The following is a 25,844-nucleotide window of genomic DNA, read 5'->3' on the forward strand; positions in this document are numbered from 1 at the left end:
TCAGCCTCCTGCGGGAACGGAGAAGTGCGGGCTGGGAAGGGATTCCAGGACGCGCCGCAGCGCGTCGGGAACCGGGGTCTTGGACCAGTCGAGACCGCGGCACACGTAGGCCATGCGGCCCCGGGTGATCAGCTCCCCCTCCCTGGTGAACTCGTAGCCCACGGAGTACGAGGTGGTACCGATGTGATCGAGGACCAGCCCGCAGGTGAGCCGGTCCAGCACCTTCGCCGGCCGCAGGTAGGTCGCACCGGAACTCACACCCACGGTGATGATGCCCAGCTGATCGGGCAGCTCCCCGCTTCGGAGGCCGTGCGAGGACATCCACGAGGTGTAGGCCCGCTCCATCCAGCGGTAGTAGATCGCGAAGAACGCGATCCCCACCGTGTCGCAGTCGCCGTAGGTCAGCTGGAACTCCAGCCTGTCGTGCTGTGTCACGTGATCTCCTCGTTCACCCGCCCGACGGCGACGGTGGCGGTTCCGCTGAGGACCGTCGCCCCGCCCACCACGTCGAGCGAGACGTCGCAGTCCGCCAAGGTGATTCCCGCCTCTGCGCGCACACCGGTGACCACACCGCCCGCGCTGAGCTCGTCCCCGGCGAAGACGTTGCCGCGGAAGCGCACTCGGAACCGGCGCAAGCGCTCGTGCCCGCCGCTCCAGGCGGCCACCATGTTGAGCACGTAGGCCATGTTCAGCGGGCCCTGGTTGATCGGGCGATCACCCATGCCGAGCGCTCGGACGACCTCGACGTCCCAGTGGATCGGATTGGGGTCGGCCAGCAAGGCCGCCGTGGTCTTCATCTTCTCGGCGCTGACCGCGGGCACCCGCCATTCGGGCAACCGCGCACCGACCATGACCTCCATCAGCCCCTCCGCGGGAAGACGATCGAGTTCCAGCAGGTCGCGACGTGCACCCCGTCGGCCTTGTCGCGCAGTTCGAGCTCGTAGCCGACGAGGTCGAACGCACCGGCGGTCCGGCCGGACTTCCGGTCGGCGGAGGTGATCCCGCCGCTGACCGCGTAGGTCGCCCCGACCACCAGCGGCCGGTGGATCGACGTCTCGTGCTCGCCGAACACGGGGCCGTCCGCCGCGGTCGAGCCGAACCACGCGAACAGCTCGTCCCAGCTCAACCCCATCGCACCGGTCGCGGCCATCCAGACGAACACAGGATGCGCCACCGTCCCGCCGGGCTCGTCGAGCACGACGTCCGCGACCAGCCACGCCCGCCACGGCTCGATGACGAACTCCCCTCCCGGGAAGCGGCGGCCCACCTGCCCGCTCGGGTCCTCCGCCACCGGTGCCTCAGACATGACGCCCCCGTCCGGCCCAGTAGGGCTCCCGCAGCGCGCGCTTGAGGATCTTCCCGGTCGGTGCTTTCGGCAACTCGTCGACGAAGTCCACCGAACGCGGCTTCTGGTAGCCGGCCAGGTGCCGGCGCGCCTGCTCGATGATGTCCTGCTCGGTCACGTCGCTGCCGGGCTTGACCACCACGACCGCTTTGACCGACTCTCCCCACTCGTCGTCCGGTACTCCGATGACGGCGCATTCGAGCACGGCGGGGTGCTGGGCGACGGCCTCCTCGACCTGGACGCTGAAGATGTTCTCGCCGCCGGAGATGATCATGTCCTTCGCGCGGTCCACGATGAAGATGTAGCGGTGCTCGTCCCAGGTGGCCACATCCCCGGTCCACATCCACCCGTTGCGCAGCGTCTGCGCGGTGAGGTCGGGCCGGTTCCAGTAGCCGAGCATGTTCGCCTCGGACCGCACGATGATCTCGCCGGGCGTCCGCCCGTCCTGCGGGACGTCGCGCCCGTCGTCGTCGACGACGCGCACGGAGGTGCCGAACCCCTCGCGGCCGCAGGACCGCAGCCGCTCCGGCCGGTTTCCCGCGAGGGCGTCCACGTGGTCCTCCTGGGAGAGGAAGCACATCGTCGAGCCCTCGGTCTGCCCGTAGCCCTGGATCAGGGTGCAGGGGAACGAGTCCAGGGACTGGCGGACGATGCTCGACGGCATCGGACCGCCGCCGTACTGGATGTTGCGCAGGCTGGACAGGTCGTACCGGTCGAAGCCCTCGACGGCCATCATCCAGTTCAGCATCGTGGTGATGCCCAGGAACGCCGACACCCGTTCGGCCTCGATGACCTCCAGCGCCTGCTTCGGTTCGAAGTTCACCAGCACCAAGGGGCATCCGTGCTTGAGGTAGTTCATCGCCAGCACGACCGGGATGTGGTACATCTGCCCGGTCAGCATGTACACGTCGGTGGGCACGATGCGCTCGGCGACGGTCTGGTTGAGCATCCCGGCCGCGGCGCTGCGGTGGGAGTGCAGGGCGCCCTTGGACTGCCCGGTGGTCCCACCGGTGTAGAGGATGAAGAACGGATCGTCGTCGCCCACCTGCGACGACCACTCGGGTTCGTCGTCCGAAGCGGCGTCCATCAGCCGTTCCAGGCTGCCATCGCCGTCGGCGCCGAACTCCAGCCAGTGCGGGATGTCGACGTGCCGCTGGAGCTCCGCGACCGCGCCCGCCCACTCGGGCGAGCTGATGACCGCGCTGGGACGCGCGTCCCCGACGATGGCCACCAGCTCCGGGCTCGCCAGCCGCCAGTTCAGCGGCTGCAGCACCAGCCCCGCCCGGCCTGCGGCGAAGTACAGCGCCTGGTACTCGGCGCTGTTGCGCGAGAGCACCGCGACGCGGTCACCCGGCTTCAACCCCAGGTCGACGAGACCGTTGGCCAACCGCCGCACCATCGAGTCCAGTTCCCACCAGGTGAGCCGGCGGTCGTTCGGGACGTCGAACACGGCGTGCTGACCGGGGCACAACGCAGCCCACTTGGCAGGTATGAGTCCCTGGTTCACGCTTCCGCTCCTCGTCGCATCGGTCATCACCTCAGTACGGGAGATCGAGCTGGACGTGGCGCTTGCTGAACCGCCACGCACCGCCGTCGTGCACGAGCCGGTCCTCGTACCGCGCGGTCGACAGAACGGTCAGCTTCGCGCCTTCGACGGAGATGAGCGTCAGGTAGGACTCGACGGACACCGCGGCCGCGTCGGCCGCGCGGATCACCGCGTTGGTGACGATGTGACGCCGCTGGTCCGTCTGCGAGGCCAGGGAATCCCGCATGAGCTTCACGATCGCGTCCCGGCCTTCGAAAGGTCCTACGAGATCGCCGTCCTGGACGCGCAGGCTCATCACGGCGTCCTGCGTGAAGCAGTCCGCCATCGTGCTCATGTCGTTCTCGTCGTAGGCGATCGCGTACTTGTTGAGCACGTCCTCGATCGCTCCGCGGTCCGGAGCGCCGCCATCCGCCACAGCACCTGCCTCCATGGGCGCCGGCGACACCGTCCCGCCGAGCGCCTCGACCAGCGGGATCGGGTCGAAGTACTCCGCGAACCGGGCGATCCTGTCGCCCCGGACGGTCACCCGCGCGACGTAGTTGTTGCGATAGGCGGCACCGGTCGCCTTGAACGACGAGTCCGAGCGGTACTCGGCGACGTACTCCCCGTCCTCGTCCAAGGCCCAGATCCGGTAGTCGGAGAAGTTCAGCGGCGTCGCCATCTGCGGGAGGGCCTGGTAGAAGTCGTCGATCGCGGCCCGGCCCTCGATCGTGCGCGGGATGCCGTCCGGGGCGTAGGGGATGTCCAGCCGGCCGTCGACGTGGAACAGCGGTGCGATGTCGTCGACGGCGAGCGAACCAACAGCGTCCAAATAGGACTTGATCAGCTCTTTCCCTCGGTCCGTGGTGCTCATGCGTCGAATCCGTCCAGTTCGGGCGGGATCAGGGCGGAGATCACCCGCGATGCGATGCGCCAGCCGTCCGGCGTCGCGACGTAGCGGTCCTCGTTGAGAGCCACCGCCTTGAACTTGGCTCCGCTGTTCGTCTGCCCCTCGGAGAACACGTAGTTGGTCCCGTGCGCGCGATCATCCGAGTCGAACTCGATCACGTGGTTGGTGATGATGTGGAACTGGCTGGCGATCGCTTCGGCGTCGCGCTCGAAGAACCCGCGGATCTGCTCGTGGCCCTCGAAGCGCTCAAGGCCGACGGCGGTGGCGTCCCAGACGGCGTCCTCGGTGAACGCGGACAGCGCTTCCTCGGGATCGAGCCGGTCCAGACCGCGCGCATAGCGATGCGTCGCCTGGACGATCTGCAGTTCGGCGGCCGTCGTGGCGGAAATCTGCGTGCTGGTCATATGCTCTCGTTTCCGGACTGGCGAGTCCTGGCTGACGTGTCGAGCTTCGGCGCTCGGCGGCGCGATCCTTGGGGAGCGGCCGACCGAAGTCGCGCGAAGCGACCATCGGCCGACCCGAGCACTGCGCCCTCAGTCGTAGACGATCACGCCGCGAATGTTCTTCCCCTCACGGAGGTCCTGGAACGCGGTGTTGATGTCCTCCAGGGAGTAGGTGCGCGTCACGAGTTCGTCCAGCTTGAGCTCGCCCCTGCGGTAGAGGTCGGCGATGAGCGGGATGTCGTTGCGCGAATTGGTGCTTCCGTACAGCGTTCCCTGCAACCGCTTGCCGGACATGGCGAAGGTGAACAGGTCGATCTCCACGTTCCGCTGGGTCACCGGCGCCGCTGCGGTCAGGACCACCGTGCCGCCGCGTCGGGTCATCGCCTGCGCGGGTTCGATGAGCGACCCGTGCGCGACGCCCACCGTGATCAGGACCCGGTCGGCGCCCTGCCCGTTGGTCATCTCCGAGACCAGCTCCGCGGCCTGCTCGGCGGTTTCGGCCGTGTGCGTCGCTCCGAACTCGGGGGCCCGTTGGCGTTTGTACGCCACGGGATCCACGGCGATGATGTTCTTGGCACCCCGGTGACGAGCACCCTGAACGGCGTTCATGCCGACACCGCCGACGCCGAAGATCACCACGGTGTCCCCGAGCTGCATGTCGGCGGCGTAGGCCGACGAGCCCCAGCCGGTCGGCACGCCGCACCCGATGAGCGCCGCCTTGTCCAGCGGGATGTCCTCGTCGATCTTCACCAGGGCGTCCACCGGGACGGTCACGTACGGCGCGAACGTTCCCAGGTAGGACATCGCCCCGACACCCTTGCCCCTGGCGTGGATGCGATGGGTGCCGTCGGGTGAGGTGCCGCCCAGCACGCCCGCGCCGAGGGCGCACATGTTCGAGCGTCCGCTGACGCACATGGTGCACCGGCCGCACGAAGGCAGGAACGAGCACACCACGTGGTCACCCACCTCCAGCCCTTCCGCGCCGGGCCCGATCTCGGTCACCACACCGGCCCCCTCGTGCCCGCCGAGGATCGGCGCCCAGGGCAGCGGGATGTCGCCGGTGTCCAGGTGGTCGTCGCTGTGGCAGATGCCGGAGGCGGCCAGCTTGACCGTGGCCTCCCGCGCCTTCGGCGGATCGAGTTCGATCTCCTCCACCGACCAGCCCGAGCCGGTTCCCGGCTCCCACAAGAGCGCGCCTTGGGTCTTCATGTCGTGTCTCCTCGTGCCGAAGGGATGAGCGACGCCGACGTCCGCGCGGACGGCAGCGGAAAGAAGCGGGATTCAGCTGATCGAGTCGAGGGCGGTGTCGCCCGCCGTCTGCAGCGCGAGACCTTCGTACCCGTTGGCGGCGACCTCGTCGCACTTCTCGCGGTAGGCCCCCACACCCCCGATGTAGGGCATGAAGACGCGCGGCTTGCCGGGCACGTTCGCGCCCATGTACCAGGAGTCCGTCTTGGTGAACAACGTCGCCTCACCGCACTCCTGCACGTGATCCGACCACTGCTTCTCAGCGGATTCGGTCGGTTCCACCACGGCGAGCTCCTGCTGCGACATGTGCGAGAGCAGGTCGCTGATCCAGTCCACGTGCTGCTCGATCGACACGATCATGTTGCTCAGCACCGACGGGCTGCCGGGGCCGGTGATGGTGAACAGGTTGGGGAATCCGGCCGTGGTCAACCCGAGGTAGGTGCTCGGCCCCTCAGCCCACTTGTCCCGCAGGGCGAGTCCGTCCCTGCCCACGACGTCGATCGACAGCAACGCACCGGTCATCGCGTCGAAGCCGGTCGCGAAGACGATGCTGTCGAACTCGTACTCCTCCTCGGTGGTGCGCACGCCGTTCTCGGTGATCTCCACGAGCGGGGTCGCCCGAAGATCCACCAGGTCGACGTGGTCGCGGTTGAACGTGTCGTAGTAGCCCGTGTCCAAGCACGGCCGCTTCGTCCCGAAGGCATAACCCTGGGGGCAGAGGATCTCCGCCTTCTCGGGGTCGCGCACCATCTCCCGGATCTTGCCGCGCACGAACTCGGCCGCGGTGTCGTTCGCCCGCTCGTCGACCAGCAGGTCCGTGTACGCCTGCAGAACACCGGTCAGGTTGCCCCGGTTCCACCGCTGCGTGTACTTGGCACGGCGTTCGTCGTCATCGACCTCGAGGGCCGACTGGGTGGGCTCTTCCACCGCGATGCCGAAACCCGACATCCGCGCCTCTTCCCGGACCTGCGGGTACTCGGACTTGATCCGCGAGACCAGGTCCTGGTCGATGGGGCCGTTGAAGGTCGGGAGGCTGAAGTTGGCGGTGCGCTGGAAGACGGTGAGCGCGTCCGCTCGCTCGGCCAGGATCGGGATCGCCTGAATCCCCGACGATCCGGTGCCGATCACCGCGACCCGCTGACCGCTGAAGTCCACGCGCTCCTCGGGCCAGTGCGAGGTGTGGTACCAGTTGCCGGTGTAGTTCTCGATCCCGGGGATCTCGGGCAACTTCGGCTTGGACAGGCACCCCACCGCCATGATGCAGTACCGCGCGGACACCTCATCGCCCTGATCGGTGCGCACGGTCCAGCGGGACGACTCCTCGTCGAAGCGGGCTCCGGTCACCTTGGTGTTCAGCACGATGTCCTTGCGCAGATCGTGGCGATCGGCGACATGGCTGATGTAGGCGTGGATCTCGGGCTGACCGGGGTACTTCTCGGTCCACTCCCACTCCTGCTCCAGCTCCCGGTCGAAGGAGTAGGAGTAGTGCATGCTCTCCACGTCGCAGCGGGCGCCCGGGTACTTGTTCCAGTACCAGGTCCCGCCCACGTCGCCACCGGCCTCGACGACCTTGGCGCTCATCCCGAGCCGGCGGAGCCTGTAGAGCATGTACAGACCGGAGAAACCGGCACCGACCACGACGGCGTCGAGTTGCGCGGGAATGTTCCTCTTGTCGTTCATAAGATCCCGTCCTCGCAGAATTTCGGTTCATCCGTTGGGAGTTCTCGGGGCCGTCATCGGGGCGCAACCCGGTAAGCGCTCCATCCACGCGGATGGACGCTGCGAATTGCTTTGCTGCGCTTGTGCGTTCAGCTGATCGCGCGGAGCCGTTCGTCGATCTCGTCCACGACGTAACCGATTCCCTGTTCGCTGCCGGGCAGCAGGTTCACCATGGTGAAGAAGCCGTGCATCTGGCCCGGGAACTGCCGCTGGGACACGCGCACGCCGGCGCTCGCCAGCGCCTCCGCGTAGGCCTGGCCCTCGTCGCGGAGCACGTCGTGCTCGGCGGTCACGACCACGGCGGGCGGCAGGCCGGTGAGATCGAGTGCGCGCGCCGGGGAGGCGTCCGGGTGCTCCCGAGTTCCCGCGGGGGCGTAGTGGTTCCAGAACCAGATCATGCTGTCCCGGCTGAGCATGAGCTGGTTCTCCGGGTCGATGTAGGACGCGGTGTCGAAATCGCAGTCCGTCACCGGGTACACCAGCACCTGCTGGGCGAGCGGGAGCTCGCTGTCGCGCGCCTTCCTGCTCATGATGGCCGCCAGGTTCCCGCCGGCGCTGTCTCCCGCCACGATCAGCGGAACCCGCTTACCGCAGATCTCCTCGACGTGGCGGTCGACCCAGACCAGCGCGTCCCAGGCGTCCTCGACGGCGGCCGGGTGCGGGTGTTCCGGTGCCAGCCGGTAGTCGACCAGCACCACGGCGCAGTCCGTGCGGACGGCGAGCTGCCTGCCCAGCGTTTCGAACTCGTCGATCGCGCCGATCACCCAACCGCCGCCGTGGTAGTAGACGACCGTTCCACGGGGCTCGTCGTGGGGCACCAAGATCCGCACCGGGATGTCGCGGCCCTCAGCGGGGACCTGGATCAGTTCGCTCCGGGCTACTTCAGGGCCCTCACCGAACATGTCCTTGAGCATGGCCGTCATACCGCGCGCCTGCTCCGGTTCCATCTCGTGCAGCGGAGGCAGTCCCGTCTCGGCCATCTGGGCGAGGAATCCGGATGTTGCTTCATCAAGAGCCATGGCGGACCTCTTCGCGTGGAGGAAAGGGGAATTCTGCGAGTGGCGTCGAAATCGGATCTCCGACGAGCTCACCCGTACTGGATCAACTTCGTTTCGAGGTAGGCGGAAAGACCTTCGACGTTGCCTTCACGGCCGAGTCCGGACTGCTTGTAACCGCCGAACGGCTGCACCACGCACATGCCCCACGTGTTGACCGAGATCTGCCCCGTCCGCACGCGGCGCGCGACCTGCTCGGCCAAGGCCGTGTCCGACGCGTACACCGCGCCGGAGAGCCCGTAGTCCGAGTCGTTGGCGATGGCGACGGCCTCGTCAACGCTGTCGAACGGGATGACGCAGATGACCGGGCCGAAGATCTCCTCGCGTGCGATGCGCATGTCGTTGCGGACATCGGCGAAGACGGTCGGCTGGACGTAGTAGCCGCGGTCGAGTCCTTCGGGACGGCCACCGCCGGTGACCAGCCTCGCCCCTTCCTCGACGCCGATGCGGATGTAGTTCTCCACCCGGTCCCGCTGCCGCTCGGCGGCGAGGGGGCCCAGCACCGTCCCTTCTGCCAGGGGGTCGCCGACCGGAAGACCTTCCAGCATCGGCACCATCTCGTCGAGCAGTTCCTGCTGCCGCTCGCGCGGCACGAGGATCCGGGTGAGCGCGGCGCAGACCTGGCCGGAGTGCCCGATCCCGGCAGGCACGAGGGTGGGCAGCACCTCGCTCAGCGGGATGTCGTCGGCGATGATGCCCGCCGACTTGCCGCCCAGTTCCAGGGTCACCCGGGCGACCCGTTCGCCGCACAGGCTCATGATCCGCTTGCCCGCGGCCGTGCTGCCGGTGAAGGCGACCTTGTCCACGTCGGGGTGACTCACGAGGTGCTCGCCGACCTCCCGCCCGGCGGGCAGCACGCTGACGACTCCCTCGGGCAGGCCCGCAGCCTCCAGTGCCTCGGCGAGCATCATGACGCTGACCGGCCCCTCGGGCGCGGGCTTGAGCACCACCGAGCATCCGGCGGCGAGGGCCGGGCCGATCTTCAGCGACGCGGTGGCCACCGGCCCGTTCCACGGGATGATCGTGGCCACGACGCCGACCGGTTCCCGGACGAGCCTGCCACGCCCCTCGGCCCACTCGCGCTCCTCCTCGAACACGGCGCGCTCGTGCAGGGTGGACACGTCGCCCCACATCTTCAGGGCGTTCTGGTGGAAGGCTTCGCTCACCGCCGCCGGAGCTCCGATCTCCGCGGTGAAGGCCTCGGCCATGTCGGCGAACCGCTTCTCGACCTCCTCGCCGACGCGAGCGAGGACCTCGCCGCGCTCCGCCGGAGTCATGCGCGGCCACGGCCCCTCGTCGAACGCCTTCCGCGCGGCGGCGACCGCCGCGTCGACATCCGCTTCGAGCGCCTCGGGGACGGTCGCGACGACCTCTTCGGTGCTGGGCGACACGACCTCGATGACGCGGTCGCTGGACGGGTTCACCCAGCGCCCGCCGATGAACAGCTTCGAGTAGTTCTTGAGCGGGGTGCCGACGGCCACGGTTGTGGACATGTGCTCTCTCCTGGGGGTCTCGCTCAACCGACCGCGGCCGTGTCGACCGCACGGGGTTCTTCACTCGTGGTGGGCCAGTCGGCCGGCCGCTCGCGGGGCGGGAGGACTCCCTCACTCCCGGCTCCGGCGGTGATCGTGGTGGTCGACATCCGCCTCACTCCTGTTCTCCACGTTGAAAACAGCTGGAACACGCGGCGATGACCGGATCCGCGAGCCGGGTGCGACTCACCTCGGGCGTGACGGCCAACACAGCCACCTTGGCCCGCGATGTGACCGAAGTCAATACCGTTCATTATATTCATAGTCATTGTTTTGAGGACGCTTGAGTTCCGCTCGCGCACCGCCGCGACCTCGAAGATCAGGCGGCACCCGACCGACGCTCCCGCAACACCGGGAACGTCGGGAGATCAGGCTTCGACAGCCTTGACAGGGGCATAATTCAATATAATGATCTGCAAGATTTCAGGGAGCGTGGATGGAGACGGCGTCGAGGCCGCGAGCGCCTCATCCGATGAAAGGGCAGATCCATGATCATCGACGCGCACACGCACGTCTGGCCCGACGCGATCGCTGAGCGGGCGCTGACCGCCAACCGCCTGCCGGGGTTGCAGGCGGTCGGCAACGGCAAAGCGAGCTCGCTGGCGACCGAGATGGAGACCAAGGGCGTCGATCACAGCATCGCTCTCGGGGTCGCCGGGGCCGCGAAGAACGTCGACCGCACCAACGAGTTCATCGCCTCGCTGGACGGCGAGACCTTCACCCCGTTCGGCACCGTGCACGTCGATCTGCCGGTCGAGGAGAACATGGCGAGCCTGCGCCGCCACGGCCTCCACGGCGTGAAGGTGCACCCCCTGTTCCAGAACTACGGGCTGATGAACGAGCGGCTGTGGGAGCTCTTCGAGGCCTTCGGGGACGAGATCGGCGTGATCGTGCACGTCGGCGCGGGAGGCAGCGGAGCGGTGAACGAGCTGAGCACGCCGCGCATGCTGCGCGAGATCGTGCGCACCTTCCCGCGGCTGCGGCTGGTGGCGTGCCACTTCGGCGGCTACCACATGCTGGCGGAAGCCGAGCAGGAGCTGCGCGGACTGGACGTCGTGCTGGAGACCTCGTGGCCCCCGGCCCTCAGCGAGGTCGACCCCACGACGGTACGACGCCTGATCACCCAGCACGGGACCGAGCGGATCGTGTTCGGCTCGGACTGGCCCATGACCGATCCCGCGAAGGAGATCGCGGCCATCCGCGCGCTGAACCTCGGCGACGACGCGGAGTCCGCGGTGCTGGGCGGCAACCTCGCCCGCGTCCTCCGGCTCGACGTGTAGGCGCCGGTCCGGTCGGGGTCGGGCACGCCCGGCCCCAGGTCGACCGGCGGCTAGCGCCAGTCGACGACCTCGTTCATGAGCTGCGGCTCACGCTTGGCGATGGTCTTGGCGTACTCGCTCATGTGCTCGCGCATGAGCTGTTCGGCCACCTCGGGCTCACCGGAGATGATCGCTTCGGCGATGTCGGCGTGGACACGACGCACCGGGTCGCGGCGGCGGGCGACGTACACACCGGACGCGCGCTCGGTGAAGAGGTCCTTCAACGCCCGCGCGAACAGGCTCAGCAGGCCGTTGCCCGACATCGACAACACCTTCGCGTGGAAGGCGTTGCTCGCCGTGAGCCACTCGTCGTCGGTCTTCGCGGCGAAGCCGCGCTCGACGATCTCGCGCAGCTCCTCGTCGTCGGAAGCATCGTGCCGTTCCGCGGCGAGCCGGGCGACGAGCGGCTCCAGGATGAGCCTGGCCTCGACCAGCTCGCTGAACTCGATGCCCTGCACCTGGAAGAAGAGCGTGGCCATCCGGCCGAACTCGCGGCTGTCCACTTCCGACACGACCGGGCCGCCGCCGGGCCCCGGCTTCATGCGGATGAGTCCGTGCACCTCCAGGACGCGCAGCGCCTCCCGCAGGGACGCCCGCGCCACCTGGAAGCGCTGGAGCATCACGCTCTCGGACTCCAGCATGTCGCCTGGCGAGAGCTTGCGCTGCGCGATGTCGCGCACGATTTCACGCGCGATGATGGACGACACCTTCTCGCCACGGCGTTCCCACGCTACGCTGACCGATTCACTCATAATGGTTCGCAGCATACCGGCCGGAGGGCGCGGAGTTCACATGACCGTCCACGTGTCCGCTCCGCTCATGTGGGCCCGGAACTCGGCATCGCTGCCGGCCTCGTCGCTCCGGGCGTTTCGCAGGTGTTCGCGCACGAGGTCGTCGTAGACGGGGCGGGACACGCTGCGCAGCACACCGGTCACCACGTGTTCGAGGTCCTGGCTCGACACGCGGCTGAGCGCATAAGCGTATTCCGGGTCATCGCTGACCGCATCGTGCACGAGGAGCTCGTGCCGCTCGACATCGGCCGTGGGCCGCACGCGCAGCCCGAAGCCGTCGCGGATCACGCAGTGCTCACCGTCGGCGCCGAAGACGATGGGCTCGCCGTGGACGAGCGGGATCAGCCGGTTCGGCGCCTCGTCCTTCGCGCGGAGCAGGTCGAACGAACCGTCGTTGAAGATCGGACAATCCTGCAGGATCTCCACCAGCGCCGTACCCCGGTGCGCGGCCGCCTGGCGCAGCACGTCGGCCAGTCCTCTGCGGTCCGAGTCCAACGCCCGGGCCACGAAGGACGCCTCCGCTCCCAGCGCCAGCGACAGCGGGCTCAGCGGTGAGTCGAGGGAGCCTCCCGGGGTGCTCTTGGTGATCTTGCCGGTCTCGGAGGTCGGCGAGTACTGGCCCTTGGTCAGCCCATAGATCCGGTTGTTGAACAGCAAGATCTTCAGGTTCACGTTGCGGCGCAGCGCGTGGATCAGGTGGTTGCCGCCGATCGACAACGCGTCGCCGTCACCGGTCACCACCCAGACGGACAGATCGGGCCGCGAGACCGACAACCCGGTGGCGATCGCCGGAGCACGTCCGTGGATCGAGTGCATCCCGTAGGTTTCGAGGTAGTACGGGAAACGCGACGAACAACCGATACCTGACACGAAAACGATGTTCTCGCGCCGCAATCCGAGTTCCGGCAGCAGTCCGCGCACCGTGGCGAGGATCGGGTAGTCACCGCAACCGGGACACCACCGCACCTCCGATGCCGACGTGAAGTCCTTCGCCGTGAGTCCCAGGTCGATACCGGCCGCAGTGGTCACTTCGCGGTGTCCTCTCCTCGCGCCGCAGCGACCGCCGCGGCCATCTTGTTCCGCTCGGTGGCGGCCATCGTGCCGGCTTCGACCTCGAGCAGGACTTCTTCCAGCTCCTCAGCGAGGAACGCCTGCCCGGCGACCTTCGTCACCGGCTGCGCGTCGACGAGGTAGCGAGCGCGCAACAGCATCGACAGCTGCCCGAGGTTCATCTCCGGCACGACCACTCGCTCGTAGCTCCGCAACACCTCGCCGAGGTTCGCGGGCAGCGGGTTCAGGTGGCGCAGATGCGCTTGAGCGATCGGCACGCCCCGGTCCCGCACCCTGCGGCACGCCGCGCCGATCGGTCCGTACGAACTCCCCCAGCCCACGACGAGCGTGCGGGCACATCCGCCGGGGTCGTCGACGACAACGTCCGGCACATCGACGCGGTCGAGCTTGGCCTGCCGCAACCGGACCATCAGGTCGTGGTTGTCCGGGTCGTACGAGATCGCGCCGTCCTGGTGCGACTTCTCCAGCCCGCCGATGCGGTGCTCCAGCCCCGGGGTGCCCGGCACCGCCCAGGGACGCGCGAGCGTGTCCGGATCCCGCCGGTACGGAGCGAAGGCCTCCGCACCGGCTTCGGCGTACGCGGGTTCGATCCGGGGAAGGTCGTCGAGTTCCGGGATCCGCCAGGGCTCCGAGCCGTTGGCGATCGCGCCGTCGGAGAGCAGCAGCACCGGCGTCCGGTAGGTCACGGCGATCCGCGCGGCCTCGACGGCCGCGCCGAAGCAGTCCGCGGGTGATCTCGGCGCGACCACCGGAACCGGCGATTCGCCGTTGCGGCCGAACAGGGCCTGCAACAGGTCGGCCTGCTCGGTCTTGGTCGGCAGCCCGGTGGACGGCCCGCCCCGCTGCACGTCGACGACGAGCAATGGCAGTTCGGTCATCACCGCCAGCCCGATCGTCTCGCTCTTGAGCGCCAGTCCCGGGCCCGACGTGGTCGTCACGCCCAAGGCCCCGCCGAAGGCCGCGCCCAGCGCTGCGCCGATCCCGGCGATCTCGTCCTCGGCCTGGAACGTCGTCACCCCGAACCGCGTGAGCGTGCTCAGCTCGTGCAGGATGTCGCTGGCCGGCGTGATCGGATAGCTGCCGAGGAACACCGGCAGCCCGGCGCGCCGACCCGCCGCCACCAGCCCCTGTGACAGGGCCACGTTCCCCGTCACCTGCCGGTACGTGCCCGCCGGCAGCCGCGCGGGAGCGATCTCGATGGTGGAGGCGAAGGCCTCGGTGGTCTCGCCGTAGTTCCAGCCCGCGCGGAAGGCCAGCACGTTCGCCTCGCCGATGTCCGGTTTGCGCGCGAACTTCTCGCGCAGGAACCGCTCGGTGCCCTCCGTCGGCCGCTGGTACATCCAGCACAGCAGACCGAGCGCGAACATGTTCTTGGCCCGAGCCGCGTCGCGCTTTCCCACCCCGGCCGGCTCGACCGCACCTCGGGTGAGCGTTGACATGGGCACTTCGTGCACCACCAACCCGGTGAGCTCGGCCAGCGGATCACCCTCGTAACCGGCCTTGGTCAGGTTCCGCTTGGTGAACTCGTCGGTGTTGACCAGCAGCACGCCTCCGGCGCGGAGGTCTCCGACGTTCGCCTTCAGCGCCGCCGGGTTCATCACCACGAGCACGTCCGGACGGTCTCCGGGCGTGAGGATGTCGTAGTCGGCGAAGTGGATCTGGAAGCTCGAGACACCGGGCAGCGTTCCCTGCGGGGCCCGGATCTCGGCCGGGAAGTTCGGCTGCGTGGCCAGGTCGTTGCCGAAGGCCGCGGCCTCGGCGGTGAAGCGGTCACCGGCCAGTTGCATCCCGTCCCCGGAGTCACCGGCGAAGCGGACGACGGCCCGTTTCGGCGCAGTCACCGGGTCACGCCCTTCACCAGCTGCTTGGCCAGGGAGTCGAGGATGACCTCGGTGGACCCCTCGTAGATCCGCATCGGACGCGCCTCCCGGTAGAGCCGCTCGATCTTGCTGCCCTGGACGAGGCCGAACCTGCCCATCGTCTGGACCGACCGGTCGACCACGCGTCCGGCGATCTCGGTCGCACCCACCTTCGCCATGGACGACAGGTGCAGGTTGGCCAGCGGGTCGCGTGCCGCGGCCTCCGCGGCGCGGTAGGTCAGCGCGCGGGCCATCTCGATCTCGGTCCATGAGGTCGCCAGGCTGCCGGGCACGGAGCCCAGCCGGGCCAGGTTCACGCCGAACTGCTCGCGTCCCGCGGCGTGCCGGACGGCTTCCTCCAGCGCGGCGGTGGCGAGTCCGACCGCTGCGCCCGCGACCGAGACCCGGAAGGTCGCCAGCGTCGAGAGCACCAGGGTGAACCCCTTCCCCGGCGCTCCGAGCCGGTGGCTCTCCGGGACGCGGACCTCGTCGAGCACCACGTCGCCGAGCACGTGCGGTGCGATGATCTGGTGCGGCTTGGCCACCGAAACCCCGTGGGCGGTGGCGGGCACCAGCACCAGCGAGTAGCTCTCGCCCTCGCGTGCCAGCACGCAGTAGAAGTCCGCGTCCCCGGCGTTGGTGATGAACGACTTCCGCCCGTTGAGGACGAGATCGCCGTCGCGAGCGACGAGCGTCGTCGACAACGCCTTGAGGTCCGAACCCACGTCAGGTTCCGTCAGGGCCAGCGCGGCGATGGCTTCCAGCCGGCCGACCGCCGGGAGCCACTCGTCGCGCACCGCGTCACTGCCCCCCGCGCTGATCGCGTAGCTGCCGATGCCCTGCATGCCCAGCAGCGAGTCGAGGTGGGCGCTCTCGGCCGCGAAGGCCTCCCGCGCCAAGGTGACGGCGAGCGAATCGACCCGCTCGTAGCGGCCCCCGAACTGCGCCGGAACCATGATCGAGCCGATGCCGCTGGCGGCGAGGCGCTTGCGCATCTCCGGGTCGATGTCGCCGGCTTCGTCGGCCCGCTCGGCGATGTCGCGCACGGACGCCGCGAACTCACGGGCTTCCCGTTGCAGCGCAAGGTACTTCTCCGACAGCTCGAAAAGCCGTCCGTCCTCCGCGTCAGCCACCGCAGCTCCTTCAACTTCCGGCATATTTATGATTACCATAACAAGGAATTGTCCCGCGTCAACTAACGCCGAGGTGACCTCATGACCTTCGATCCGACCAGTGCGTTCGACCTCAGCGGCCGCGTGGCGATGGTGACCGGCGGCAGCCGCGGGCTGGGCAAGGCCATCGCCCTGGGGCTGGCCCGAGCGGGCGCCGACGTCATCATCTCCAGCCGCAAGCAGCAAGCCTGCGAGGAAGCCGCCTCCGAAGTGGAGCGCGAAACGGGCCGCAGGGCGTACCCGATCAGCGCCCACGTCGGCCGGTGGGACCGGCTGGACGCACTCGTCGACGACGTCTACCAGCGGGTCGGGCGCGTCGACGTGCTGGTCAACAACGCGGGCATGTCACCGCTCTACGACCGCGTCGACGGCATCACCGAGGAGCTGTTCGACAAGGTGATCGCGGTCAACCTCAAGGGACCGTTCCGGCTCTCCGCCCTGGTGGGCAGCAGGATGGCCGAGAGCACCGGAGGGTCGATCATCAACATCAGCAGCGCGGCCGCCACCCGCCCGCGGCCCTCGGTGCTCCCCTACGCCGCGGCCAAGGCCGGCCTGAACGCGATCACCACGGGCTTCGCGCACACCTTCGGCCCTTCGGTGCGCTGCAACGCCATCATGGCCGGAACCTTCCACACCGACGTCAGCGCGTCCTGGGACCCCGCCGAGTTCGCCACCCGAGCCCAGCGCTTCGCCCTGCAACGCGGCGGCCGACCGGACGAGATCGTGGGCATGGCGGTGTACTTGGCCTCCGACGCGTCCAGCTACACCACCGGCGCGGTGCTCGCCGTCGACGGCGGACAGCCGTAGACCCACCGGCCGGGCCCACCCCAGGGCGGGCCCGGACGGGAGCCGTTTCAGAACCGGCCGGTCACGCTGAAGCGTCTTCGCGACCGGTGATCACACCCCCGGCGACGAGTTCCCCCAGCTCGTCGCCGGAGAGCCCGAGCCCCGCCCCCAGCACCTCGTGAGTGTGCTCGCCGATGCGGGGCACGCCGTCGTAGGCCGGCCCCTCGTAACCGGCGAGGTGCAGCACCGGACCGGGCGTCATGACCGAATCCCAGCCGCCGGGACCGGTGATGCCCACGAGCGTGCGCTCCAGGAAGTGCGGATCGGCGACGATGTCGGAGGCGTCGTTGACGGGCGCGCACACCACTTCGTGCTCCTCGAGCACGGCGAGAGCCGCATCCCTGGACAACGACTCGACCCAGTCGCTGACGTACTTCTGCAGCAGATCGTTGTGCTCCAGCCGTGCCGGCCCGGTGGCGAACCTCGGATCCTCGATCATGTCCGGCTGCCCCATCGCGGTGAACAGCCTGGTCGCGATCACCTGGTTCGACGCGGCGATCGACAGGAACTTCCCGTCCGCCGACTGGTAGATGCCGCGGGGGGACGCGGCACCGGTGGCGTTGCCGATGCGACCCTGCACCTCGCCGAGCCCCGTGTACTTCAGCACCATGTCGCCGACGATGAACAGCAGCGGCTCGTACAGCGCGACGTCCACCACCTCGCCCTTGCCGGTGCGCTCCCTGCGGAACAACGACATCGCCGTGCCCATCGCCGCCGAGATGCCCGCGATGGAGTCCGCGAACCCGAACGGGGGCGAGGTCGGAGGGTGCTCGGGCCAGCCGTTGATGTGGGCGAACCCGCTGGACGTCTCCGCGACGGTGCCGAAGCCGGGCCGATTCCGGTACGGCCCGGTCTGCCCGAAGCCCGAGATCCTGGTGAGGACCAGGCTCGGGTTCTGCTCGCTGAGCACGTCGTACCCGAGCCCCCAGCCCTCCAGCCGCCCCGGCCGGAACGACTCGACGACGACGTCCACCTCGGCGGCCAAGCGGCGCACCAGATCCCGGCCGCCCTGCTGGCGGAGGTCGATGCCCACGGAGCGCTTGCCGCTGTTGAGGCGGCCGAACCCGAGCGACAGGCCGTCCTTCTGCGGCACCCACTGGCGCGCGTAATCACCGTTCACCGGGTCTTCCGCTTTGATGACCTCGGCGCCGAAATCCCGCAGCATCCTCCCGGCGGTCGGCGCGGCGTAGCCCGCACCGAGTTCGAGCACGCGCACACCGGCCAGCGGCGCGTCACCGGCTTCAGCCATGACCCCTCCCCTTCGATCGCCCGCTCACTGCACGCGCCACTGGACGTGCCTGGGCTCCAGGTACTCGTGGATGCCCCACTCGCCGATCTCCCGGCCGACACCCGAACGGCCGGATCCGCCGAACGGCGCGTCCGGCCGCATCGCACCCCCGCCGTTGATCCACACGGTTCCGGCTCGCAACCGCTCGGCGACGCGCCGGCCCTCGTCGAGGTCCGGTGTCCAGACGTTGGCCGCCAGCCCGTAGGCGGTGTCGTTGGCCAGGTCGATGGCCTCCTCGGCGTCCCGGAACGGGACCACGACCGCCACCGGGCCGAAGATCTCCTGCTGCACGGCGCGCGCGGTGTGCGGCAGCCCGCCCAGCAGCACGGGGTTGATGAAGTAGCCCTTGTCGGGCACCGGCTGGTCGACCGACAGCAGGACCCGGCCGCCCTCGTCGAGCGAGCCGTCGACGAAGCTCTGCACCCGGTCGCGGTGCTCGGGCCGGATCATCGGCCCGATGTTCGTCTTCGGGTCCCACGGGTCGCCGACGTGCATCTGGTCGAACGCGCCGGTGCTCGCGGCAAGGAACCGGTCGTAGAGATCGTCGTGCACCAGCAGCCGGGCCAGCGCGGCGCACCCCTGGCCTCCGTTGCGGGACCAGCGCAGGTGCATCTCCTCCGCGAAGGATTCGACCTCGCAGCCGGGCAGCACGATGCTGGCCGACTTCCCGCCGAGTTCGAGCGTCACGCCGCTGAGGTTCGCGGCCGCCTGCTCCATGATCTTCGCGCCGACCGCGTCGGACCCGGTGAAGGAGACCTTGTCCACCCCCGGGTGGGAGGACAGCCGCCGCCCCACCTCGGCATCACCGACGATCACGTTGAACACGCCGTCGGGCAGGTCCGCCTCGCGGCTGAGCTCACCGAGCAGCAGGGTGGTCAGCGGCGTGCGCGGTGACGGCAGCAGCACCACCGTGCAGCCCGCGGCCAGCGCGGCGCCGAACTTGAAGATCGCCAGGTTGAGCGGGTAGTTGTAGCCGGTGATCGCGGCGACGACGCCCACCGGGTAGTGGGAGACCTCGCTCATGGTCGGCACCGGCTGGTCGTAGCCCCCGAGGTGCACCGTGCGGTCCTTCTTGGCCGCCTCCGCCTGCCAGCGGAGGTGCCCCAGGCCCATCTTGACCTGGAGCCCTTCGGCCAGCGACACCGGTGTGCCGACCTCGTTGACGATCGACGCGAGCAGTTCGTCGACGCGCGCCTCCAGCACATCGGCCAGCCGGTGGATGGCCGCCGAGCGCTCATCCGGCCGGAGGGCGGCCCAGCCGCCGAAGGCGTCCCGCGCGGCGCGCACCGCCTGGTCGACCTGCTCGGAGGAAGCACCGCCGACTTCGGCCAGGACCTGCTCCGTGGCCGGGTTGACGACCTCCCAGCGCTGCCCGGCCGGCTGCACCGGCTTGTTGGCGATGGTCAGCGTGCGCACTCCGGGCACGTAGTCGCGCATCGACTCAGGTGTCTTGGTCATCGGGCGCCCTCTTCTTCCTGTTTCTTCGCCATCAAGCCGACTCGGTGCAGCAGGCAGACGAGCGTGTCGTCCTGGTTGAAACCGCGATGCTCGAACCACACGATCCCGGAGTCGTCGCGGCTGGTGGACTCCCGCTTGTCCAGGATCGTCGTCTCCGCGCGCAAGGTGTCACCGTGGAACACCGGGTGCGGGAACTCGATCTTGTCGTAGCCGAGGTTGCCGAGGGTGGTTCCCATCGTCAGCTCCGGCACGTGGAACGCCCCGATCAGCGCCACCGTGAACAGGCTGTTGACCACCCTGGCCCCGTGCACGCTCTTCTTGGCGAATTCCTCGTCGAGGTGCAGCGGCTGCAGGTTCATCGTCAGCGAGGTGAACATGACGTTGTCCATCTCGGTGACCGTGCGGGTGAACGGATGTGCGTACTCCGCACCGATCTCGAACTCCTCGAAGTACAGACCGCGCATGTCATTCCCCGTTTCCCGCGATGGCTTCGGCCCGCGTCAGCCATTCCACCGCCTTGTCGTAGTGCGCTTTGTCGATGTGCAGGCCGCGATAGCGCAGCGCCCCCGTGCCCTCGGCGCGGGCCTTCTCGTACGCCTCGACGAGCCCCCGGTGGAACTCGATGTCCTCAGTGGCCGGTGAGAACACCTCGTTGATCGCGGCCACGTGGCTCGGGTGGATCGCGATCATCCCGCGGAAGCCGAGTTGCCTGCCGCGCGCGGCGAACTCCCGCAGGCCGTCCAGGTTCGCGAGGTCCTCCCACAACCCGGTCAGCGCGTGGATCCCGGCTTCCCGGCACGCCAGGAGAATCCGGCTGCGGTGGTACAGCGTCTCGGTCCCCTCGGGGGTCCACTCGTACCCGACGGCCTTGGCGATGTCCGCGTGCTCAGCGGTCGGGCCGATCATGGCCCCGACCCGCGGGGACGCGGTCGCGATCTCCAGGCAGCCGTGGATCGCCCGGACCGTTTCGACCGGCACGATGTACTCCAGACCGGAAACCCCGTTGCGCTCCTCGAAGTGGTCGAGCAGCGCGTCGTAGCGCAGCACGTCGGTGCTCCGCTCGATCTTCGGCGCGAAGACACCGGTCAGGCCGGGAACGACGACCTCCTCGAGGTCACCACCGGTGAGCCGGGTGTCCAGCGGGTTGACCCGCACGAACAGACCGACCTCGCTCCCCGACTCCCGGACCCGCCGGATGGAACCGGCGACCGCCTCCCGCGCGGCGACCTTCTCCCCGGAGGGCACGGAATCCTCCAGGTCGAGCACGATCGCGTCCGCGTTGGCGCGCAACGCCTTGTCCACCCACGTCGTGCGGTGACCCGGGAGGAACAGCACGGAACGGTAAGGACGCATCAGTAGCTCCTCGGCAGGCCGAGCACGTGCTCAGCCACGTAGTTGAGCACCATCTCCTGGCTGATCGGCGCGATGCGCATCAGCCGCGCCTCCCGGAAGTACCGCTCGATGTGGTACTCCTTCGAATAGCCGTACCCACCGTGCGCGCTCAGGGCCGCGTCCGCTGCGAAGAAGCCGGCCTCCGCGGCCAGGAACTTCGCCTCGTTCGCGTCCTTGCCGCTGGGCTGGTCGTTGTCGATCAGCCACGCCGCCCGCTGGCACACCAGGTCCGCGGCGTCGAGCTGGACCAGCGCACGCGCGAGCGGATGCGAGATCGCCTGGTTCTGCCCGATGGGGCGGCCGAACACCGTGCGGTCCTTCGCGTAGGTGGTCGCGCGGCGCAACGCTGCGCGTCCGATGCCGATCGAGGCGTTGGCCGAGATGACGCGTTCGGCGTTGAGCCCGGCGAGGATCGCGCGGAAGCCGTCGCCGACCTCGCCGATCACATCCGATTCGGGGACGAACAGCTCGTCGATGAACAGCTCGTTGGTGTCCACGGCGTTGCGCCCCAGCTTCGGGATCTTGCGCACCGTCACGCGTTCGCGGTCCATCGGCGCGAAGAACAGCGTCATCCCGTCCGTCCGCTTCGGACTGTCCTCACGCGGGGACGTCCGGCACAGGATGATGAGCCGTTCCGCCTCCTGGGCCTTGGTGATCCAGACCTTCTTCCCGGAGATCGACCAGCCTCCTTCGACCTTCTTCGCGAACGTCGAGATCGTCGAGGTGTCGGTTCCGGCGTCCGGTTCGGTGACCGCGAACGAGACGTGCAGATCGCCCTCGACGAGCCGTGGGAGGAACCTCTTCTTCAGGTCCGCGCTGCCGTGCCTGATGATCGACTCGAACCCGAAGATCCCGATGTGGACCGAGCTGCACCCGTTCATCCCCGCGCCCGAGGCCGCGATCTCCTGCTCGACGATCGCGGCCTCGGTGACGCCCAGGCCACCGCCGCCGTACTCGGCGGGCACGGTCAGACCGAGCCAGCCGCCGTCCACCACGGCTTTGTAGAAGTCCCAGGGGAATTCCTCGTCCCGGTCGTGCTGGGCCCAGTAGTCGTCGGGGAATCCGGCGCACAGCGCGCGCACGGCCTCCCGGATGTCCGAATGCGTCGTGTCAGCGCTGAAGTCCATGTGCCTTCTCCTGGCGGTCGAACGTGTCCGGGGAGATCCCCTCCTCGCGCAGCACCGCCTTGCGCACCTTCTCCGAAGGCGTTTTCGGCAGCGCATCGACGAACCGGACGAAGCGGGGGATGGCGAACTCGGGAATGCGGCCCTTGCACCAGTCGATGACCTCGCCGGGATCGACGGGTTCGGTGGCGACGATGGCGGCGAGAACCTCGTCCTCGCCGGCTTCGACCTCGGCCGGAACACCGATCACCGCGCACTCGGCGACCGCCGGGTGCCCCAGGATCGCCTGCTCCACCTCGTAGGAGCTGATGTTCTCCCCGCGTCGGCGCAGCGCGTCCTTGTAGCGGTCGACGAAGTAGAACCACCCGTCGGCGTCCTTCCGCAACGCGTCACCGGTGTGGAACCACAGGTTTCGCCACGCCTCGACGGTCTTCTCGGGCATCCCGTAGTAGCCCATGCTGCACGTCCACGGGTGCTTCGGCCGCACCACGAGCTCACCGATCTCACCGACCGGCACCTCCTGGTCGGTTTCCGGGTCGACCAGCCGGATGTCGAACCAGTCCGCGGCCTGCAGACCGGCCGCGCCGGGCGGGCGCTCGACGGCGTACGGCGACATGATCGGTGCGCAGGTCTCGGTGAGCCCGAACGCGTCGACGAACGCCTCGATGCCGTAGCGCTCCTGGAAGTCCGCCACGATCGAACTCGCGGTGGGTGCGGCGTAGACGCACCGGAGCTGGTTGTCCCGGTCGTCCGGCCGCGGCGGCTGCTTCCACGCGAAATCCATCATGACGCCGACGAAGTTGGTCACCGTCACGCCGGACTCGCGCACCTGGTCGATCCACCGGCTGGCGCTGAACTTCGGCCGCACCACGGCGCCGGCACCGGCGACCAGGGCCGGGTACACCGCCATGAACTGGGCGTTCCCGTGGAACAGCGGCGTCGTGGTCAGGTAGGTGTCCTCCGGGGTGAGCCGGGTCAGGGACACGACGATCTGCGCGAAGAAGTACAGCTGCGCGTGCGGCATCGCCACGCCCTTGGACGGGCCCGTGGTGCCGGAGGTGAAGAAGATGGCGCCGAGGTCCTGGGGCCGGGGCGCCGGGAGCTCCAGCTCCGGCCCTTCTTCGAGGTCGTCCCACAGATCGGCGGCCCAGCCGGCGCGCCGCAGCACCTCCACGGCTTCCTGCCCGCGACCGCTGTCGATCACCCAGAAGTGCTCGATGCCCCGTGCGTGCTCGGCGATCGCGACGAACCTCTCGGCGAAGGTGTCGTCGATGACCGCCCATCGCGCCCCGACGGTGATCACCTGGTGTCGCAGGAACTCGCCTTCGTAGTTGGTGTTGATCGGTACTTCGACCAGCCCTCCCACGGCGGCGGCGAACCAGCTGCGCACCAGCCGCGACGAGTTCGCGGCCATGATGACCAGCCGATCACCGGCCTCCGCGCCGGTCTTGATCAGCGAGCCGGAGACCCGTTGCGCCGAGGACAGCATCTCGGCGTAAGTCCAACGCAGCCCTTCCTCCGGCGTCATCAGGAAGGTCGCGTCCGGCCGCTCCTGGGCGTGGTGCCGCAGGACGGTGCTGAGCGTCCAGTCCGCCGGATCGGCGAACGTGGGAACGAGATCGCGGTAAACCCGGGTCATGCTCGGCCTCCACAGTGGTCGCTACTTCGCCGTCAATCCGCCGTCGACCGGGATGGTGACGCCGGTGACGTAGCTCGCGTCATCGCTGAGCAGGAAGGCGATCACCGCCGCGACCTCCTCGGGTTCCGCGCCCCGGCCGAGCGGGATCCCACCGACGAAGTCCTTGGTCAGCTCGGAGACGTCGGCTCCGGCCTCCCGGCCGAAGAACTGGGCCAGCATCGGGGTGTGCACGGTGCCGGGGCACACCACGTTGGCGCGCACCCCGTCCGGCGCGCCGTTGAGCGCCAACGACCGCGCGAACGGCACGAGCGCTCCCTTGGTCAACGAGTAGATCGGGCTGAACGGCGAGCCCACCAGCGCGGAGGTCGACGAGGTCATCGTGATCGAACCGGTGCCGCCGGCCGCCTTGAGCAGGTCGAAGCCGAGCGTGCAGGTGTAGTAGGCGCTCTTGACGTTGACATCGACGTTGGTGGCCCACTGCTCGTCGGACACCTCGAGTCCGGCGGGGCCGGGCATGCCGACCTGCGCGTGCAGCGCGTGCAGCACACCGCGCTCGTCGCGAATGCGGTCGAACAGGGCGCGCAAGCTGTCGTTGTCGGTCGCGTCGACCTGCTGCGCGACCGCGCTGCCCCCAGCGGCCACGATCTCCTTGGCCACCCCCTCGGCGGCGTCGGCACCGAGGTCGGCGACGTAGACGTGAGCGCCTTCGTCGGCCAGGCGCAGCGAGATGGCCCGGCCCATGCCGGATCCACCGCCGACGACGGCGGCGGTGCGGTTTTCGAAGCGACGTGTCATGAGTGTTTCCCTTCGCGTCGGATTGGTCAGCGGCGCTGGTCGAAGGAGCGGCCGAGCATTTCGGAGACGATTCGGATGCGTTGCATCGCCGGAGTGCCTCCGGCCAGCGCCCACCCGTGCGAGTCGCGGTGCAGCCTCTCGAGGCCGAACTCCTCGGTGTAGCCGTTCCCGCCGTGCAGCTGCATGGCGAGATCGGTGACGCGCTTGGCCATCTCGTTCGCGGTGCACTTGGCCAGCGACACGTCGAGCGAGTTCGGCAGGTTCTCGCCGACACCGGCTGCCGCGCGCTGGATGAGCAAGCGGGCCGCCTCGACCTGCAGCAGCATGTCCGCCAGCGTCATCTGGACGTTCTGGAACTCCACGAGCGGCTTGCCGAACTGGTCGCGTTCCTGCACGTAGCGCTTGGTCCGGTCGAGCGCCGCCTGCCCCAGCGCGAGGCTCATCGTGGCGTTTCCCAGGCGTTCGATGGAGAACGCGCCGAAGAGCTCGCGGAAGCGCCCCGGACCGATCACCAGGTTCTCCGCGGGAACCTCGACGTCGTCGAAGCGGATGTCGGCAGACGGGATGCCGCGGAAGCCCATCAGCCGTTCGCGCTCACCGAAGCTCACGCCGGGGCGGTCGGCTTCGACGATCACCGCACCGATGGCCTTCGACCCGGGTGCGTCGTTCATGCGCGCGTAGACGAGGTAGTGATCTGCTTCGCCACCGTTGGAGATCCACCGCTTGGAACCGTTGACCACGACCTTGTCGCCCTCGACGACGGCCTTGGTCTTCATGTCGGTGGCGGCCGAGCCCGCGTCCGGCTCCGAGATCGCGACCGCCAGCGTCGCCTCCCCGCTGATGATCGCTGGCAGGAAGCGCTCGCGCTGCTGCTCGCTGCCGAGCCTCGCGACGACCTGCGCCGGCCCCGTGTTGGACTCGAAGACCTGGAACGCCGCGGGACGGCATTCCTTGGCCAGCTCCTCGATGACGGTCAACGCGTGCTGCAGCGGTGCACCCCCGCCACCGTGCCGTTCCGGGAGCGCGATGCCGAGCAGTCCCAGCTCCCCCAGGTAGCGCCGCTCCTCGTGGGGAAAAGCGGTCCGCTCGCGGTCCCATTCCTCCGCGCGCGGCGCGTAGCGCTCCGCGGCGAGTTTGGCCGCGACCTCCTTCAGGGCGCGCTGTTCGTCGGCGTCGATTGCGGATCCCACTGGCCCACCACCCTCATTTTATCGTAATCATCATAATAGTCTTACCGGCAGCGCGGTCAAGCTTGCTCCTCCGATCAGCCCCGTGCAAGATGCAGTTGTCTCTGCTTATCATCATCATGGTTT

General features: G+C 68.8%; 25 protein-coding genes. 2 read left to right on the forward strand and 23 right to left on the reverse strand.

Annotation, left to right across the window (positions count from 1 at the left end; translation table 11 throughout):
* The 11 genes from AB0J91_RS01290 to AB0J91_RS01340 form a co-directional block, all read right to left on the reverse strand.
* The gene (locus AB0J91_RS01290; RefSeq protein ID WP_363862804.1) at positions 1-435 is read right to left on the reverse strand and encodes a thioesterase family protein; all 435 of its coding nucleotides are present in this window, start codon (positions 433-435) and stop codon (positions 1-3) included.
* On the reverse strand, positions 432-860 hold the full coding sequence (locus AB0J91_RS01295; protein WP_363862807.1) for a MaoC family dehydratase: 429 nt from the start codon (positions 858-860) through the stop codon (positions 432-434). Before AB0J91_RS01295 ends, AB0J91_RS01290 begins: the two co-directional genes overlap by 4 nt.
* On the reverse strand, positions 860-1,306 hold the full coding sequence (locus AB0J91_RS01300) for a hypothetical protein (protein WP_363862810.1): 447 nt from the start codon (positions 1,304-1,306) through the stop codon (positions 860-862). Before AB0J91_RS01300 ends, AB0J91_RS01295 begins: the two co-directional genes overlap by 1 nt.
* Positions 1,299-2,852: an AMP-binding protein gene (locus AB0J91_RS01305; protein ID WP_363862813.1), complete on the reverse strand. Its 1,554-nt coding sequence runs from the start codon at positions 2,850-2,852 to the stop codon at positions 1,299-1,301. Before AB0J91_RS01305 ends, AB0J91_RS01300 begins: the two co-directional genes overlap by 8 nt.
* Before the next feature lie 31 nt (positions 2,853-2,883).
* Positions 2,884-3,744: a nuclear transport factor 2 family protein gene (locus tag AB0J91_RS01310; protein ID WP_363862816.1), complete on the reverse strand. Its 861-nt coding sequence runs from the start codon at positions 3,742-3,744 to the stop codon at positions 2,884-2,886.
* On the reverse strand, positions 3,741-4,184 hold the full coding sequence (locus tag AB0J91_RS01315) for a nuclear transport factor 2 family protein (protein WP_363862819.1): 444 nt from the start codon (positions 4,182-4,184) through the stop codon (positions 3,741-3,743). The genes AB0J91_RS01310 and AB0J91_RS01315 overlap by 4 nt, the downstream gene beginning before the upstream one ends.
* A gap of 129 nt (positions 4,185-4,313) precedes the next feature.
* A complete protein-coding gene (locus AB0J91_RS01320; protein WP_363862822.1) occupies positions 4,314-5,432 on the reverse strand; it encodes an NDMA-dependent alcohol dehydrogenase in 1,119 nt (372 codons plus the stop codon).
* A gap of 72 nt (positions 5,433-5,504) precedes the next feature.
* Positions 5,505-7,151, reverse strand: a complete 1,647-nt coding sequence (locus AB0J91_RS01325; protein WP_363862825.1) for an NAD(P)/FAD-dependent oxidoreductase — start codon at positions 7,149-7,151, stop codon at positions 5,505-5,507.
* Between the two features lie 128 nt (positions 7,152-7,279).
* Positions 7,280-8,209 carry an alpha/beta hydrolase gene (locus AB0J91_RS01330; protein ID WP_363862828.1) on the reverse strand — a complete coding sequence of 310 codons (930 nt, stop codon included), beginning with the start codon at positions 8,207-8,209 and terminating at the stop codon, positions 7,280-7,282.
* A gap of 68 nt (positions 8,210-8,277) precedes the next feature.
* A complete protein-coding gene (locus AB0J91_RS01335; protein WP_363862831.1) occupies positions 8,278-9,738 on the reverse strand; it encodes an aldehyde dehydrogenase in 1,461 nt (486 codons plus the stop codon).
* A gap of 23 nt (positions 9,739-9,761) precedes the next feature.
* Positions 9,762-9,887: a hypothetical protein gene (locus AB0J91_RS01340; protein WP_363862834.1), complete on the reverse strand. Its 126-nt coding sequence runs from the start codon at positions 9,885-9,887 to the stop codon at positions 9,762-9,764.
* A gap of 378 nt (positions 9,888-10,265) precedes the next feature.
* Between AB0J91_RS01340 and AB0J91_RS01345 the strand changes: the two genes are divergently transcribed.
* Entirely contained in the window at positions 10,266-11,057 is a 792-nt protein-coding gene (locus tag AB0J91_RS01345) for an amidohydrolase family protein (RefSeq protein WP_363862837.1), read from the forward strand.
* 50 nt (positions 11,058-11,107) lie between these two features.
* Here AB0J91_RS01345 and AB0J91_RS01350 read toward each other — a convergent pair whose 3' ends face one another.
* From AB0J91_RS01350 to AB0J91_RS01365, 4 genes are all read right to left on the reverse strand, one after another.
* Positions 11,108-11,803 (reverse strand): FCD domain-containing protein, encoded by a 696-nt coding sequence (locus AB0J91_RS01350; protein WP_363787864.1) that lies wholly within the window; start codon positions 11,801-11,803, stop codon positions 11,108-11,110.
* A gap of 81 nt (positions 11,804-11,884) precedes the next feature.
* Positions 11,885-12,916 (reverse strand): 2-oxoacid:ferredoxin oxidoreductase subunit beta, encoded by a 1,032-nt coding sequence (locus tag AB0J91_RS01355; protein WP_363862840.1) that lies wholly within the window; start codon positions 12,914-12,916, stop codon positions 11,885-11,887.
* The gene (locus AB0J91_RS01360) at positions 12,913-14,799 is read right to left on the reverse strand and encodes a 2-oxoacid:acceptor oxidoreductase subunit alpha (RefSeq protein WP_363862843.1); all 1,887 of its coding nucleotides are present in this window, start codon (positions 14,797-14,799) and stop codon (positions 12,913-12,915) included. The genes AB0J91_RS01355 and AB0J91_RS01360 overlap by 4 nt, the downstream gene beginning before the upstream one ends.
* Positions 14,796-15,950 (reverse strand): acyl-CoA dehydrogenase family protein, encoded by a 1,155-nt coding sequence (locus AB0J91_RS01365; protein WP_363862847.1) that lies wholly within the window; start codon positions 15,948-15,950, stop codon positions 14,796-14,798. Before AB0J91_RS01365 ends, AB0J91_RS01360 begins: the two co-directional genes overlap by 4 nt.
* Positions 15,951-16,031: 81 nt before the next feature.
* Here AB0J91_RS01365 and AB0J91_RS01370 point away from each other — a divergent pair, with 81 nt between their 5' ends.
* Positions 16,032-16,796 carry an SDR family oxidoreductase gene (locus tag AB0J91_RS01370; RefSeq protein WP_363862850.1) on the forward strand — a complete coding sequence of 255 codons (765 nt, stop codon included), beginning with the start codon at positions 16,032-16,034 and terminating at the stop codon, positions 16,794-16,796.
* Between the two features lie 61 nt (positions 16,797-16,857).
* Here the strand turns inward: AB0J91_RS01370 and AB0J91_RS01375 are convergent, their stop codons facing one another.
* The 8 genes from AB0J91_RS01375 to AB0J91_RS01410 are packed head-to-tail and all read right to left on the reverse strand — an operon-like array spanning position 16,858 to position 25,721.
* Positions 16,858-18,084, reverse strand: coding sequence for a CaiB/BaiF CoA-transferase family protein (locus AB0J91_RS01375; protein WP_363862853.1), 1,227 nt, complete (start codon positions 18,082-18,084; stop codon positions 16,858-16,860).
* A 24-nt stretch (positions 18,085-18,108) separates the two neighbouring features.
* Positions 18,109-19,581 (reverse strand): aldehyde dehydrogenase family protein, encoded by a 1,473-nt coding sequence (locus AB0J91_RS01380; protein ID WP_363862856.1) that lies wholly within the window; start codon positions 19,579-19,581, stop codon positions 18,109-18,111.
* Positions 19,578-20,045, reverse strand: coding sequence for a MaoC family dehydratase (locus tag AB0J91_RS01385; protein ID WP_363862858.1), 468 nt, complete (start codon positions 20,043-20,045; stop codon positions 19,578-19,580). The genes AB0J91_RS01380 and AB0J91_RS01385 overlap by 4 nt, the downstream gene beginning before the upstream one ends.
* A 1-nt stretch (position 20,046) precedes the next feature.
* Positions 20,047-20,934: a CoA ester lyase gene (locus AB0J91_RS01390; protein ID WP_363862861.1), complete on the reverse strand. Its 888-nt coding sequence runs from the start codon at positions 20,932-20,934 to the stop codon at positions 20,047-20,049.
* Positions 20,934-22,100 carry an acyl-CoA dehydrogenase family protein gene (locus tag AB0J91_RS01395; protein WP_363862864.1) on the reverse strand — a complete coding sequence of 389 codons (1,167 nt, stop codon included), beginning with the start codon at positions 22,098-22,100 and terminating at the stop codon, positions 20,934-20,936. Before AB0J91_RS01395 ends, AB0J91_RS01390 begins: the two co-directional genes overlap by 1 nt.
* Complete coding sequence (locus AB0J91_RS01400) at positions 22,084-23,736, reverse strand: AMP-binding protein (protein WP_363862867.1); 1,653 nt, start codon at positions 23,734-23,736, stop codon at positions 22,084-22,086. Before AB0J91_RS01400 ends, AB0J91_RS01395 begins: the two co-directional genes overlap by 17 nt.
* A gap of 21 nt (positions 23,737-23,757) precedes the next feature.
* Entirely contained in the window at positions 23,758-24,531 is a 774-nt protein-coding gene (locus AB0J91_RS01405) for an SDR family NAD(P)-dependent oxidoreductase (protein WP_363862870.1), read from the reverse strand.
* 26 nt (positions 24,532-24,557) lie between these two features.
* Complete coding sequence (locus AB0J91_RS01410) at positions 24,558-25,721, reverse strand: acyl-CoA dehydrogenase family protein (RefSeq protein WP_363862873.1); 1,164 nt, start codon at positions 25,719-25,721, stop codon at positions 24,558-24,560.
* Positions 25,722-25,844 lie beyond the last annotated feature (123 nt).

Source organism: Saccharopolyspora sp. NPDC049357, from assembly GCF_040677225.1.
Classification (GTDB): domain Bacteria; phylum Actinomycetota; class Actinomycetes; order Mycobacteriales; family Pseudonocardiaceae; genus Saccharopolyspora.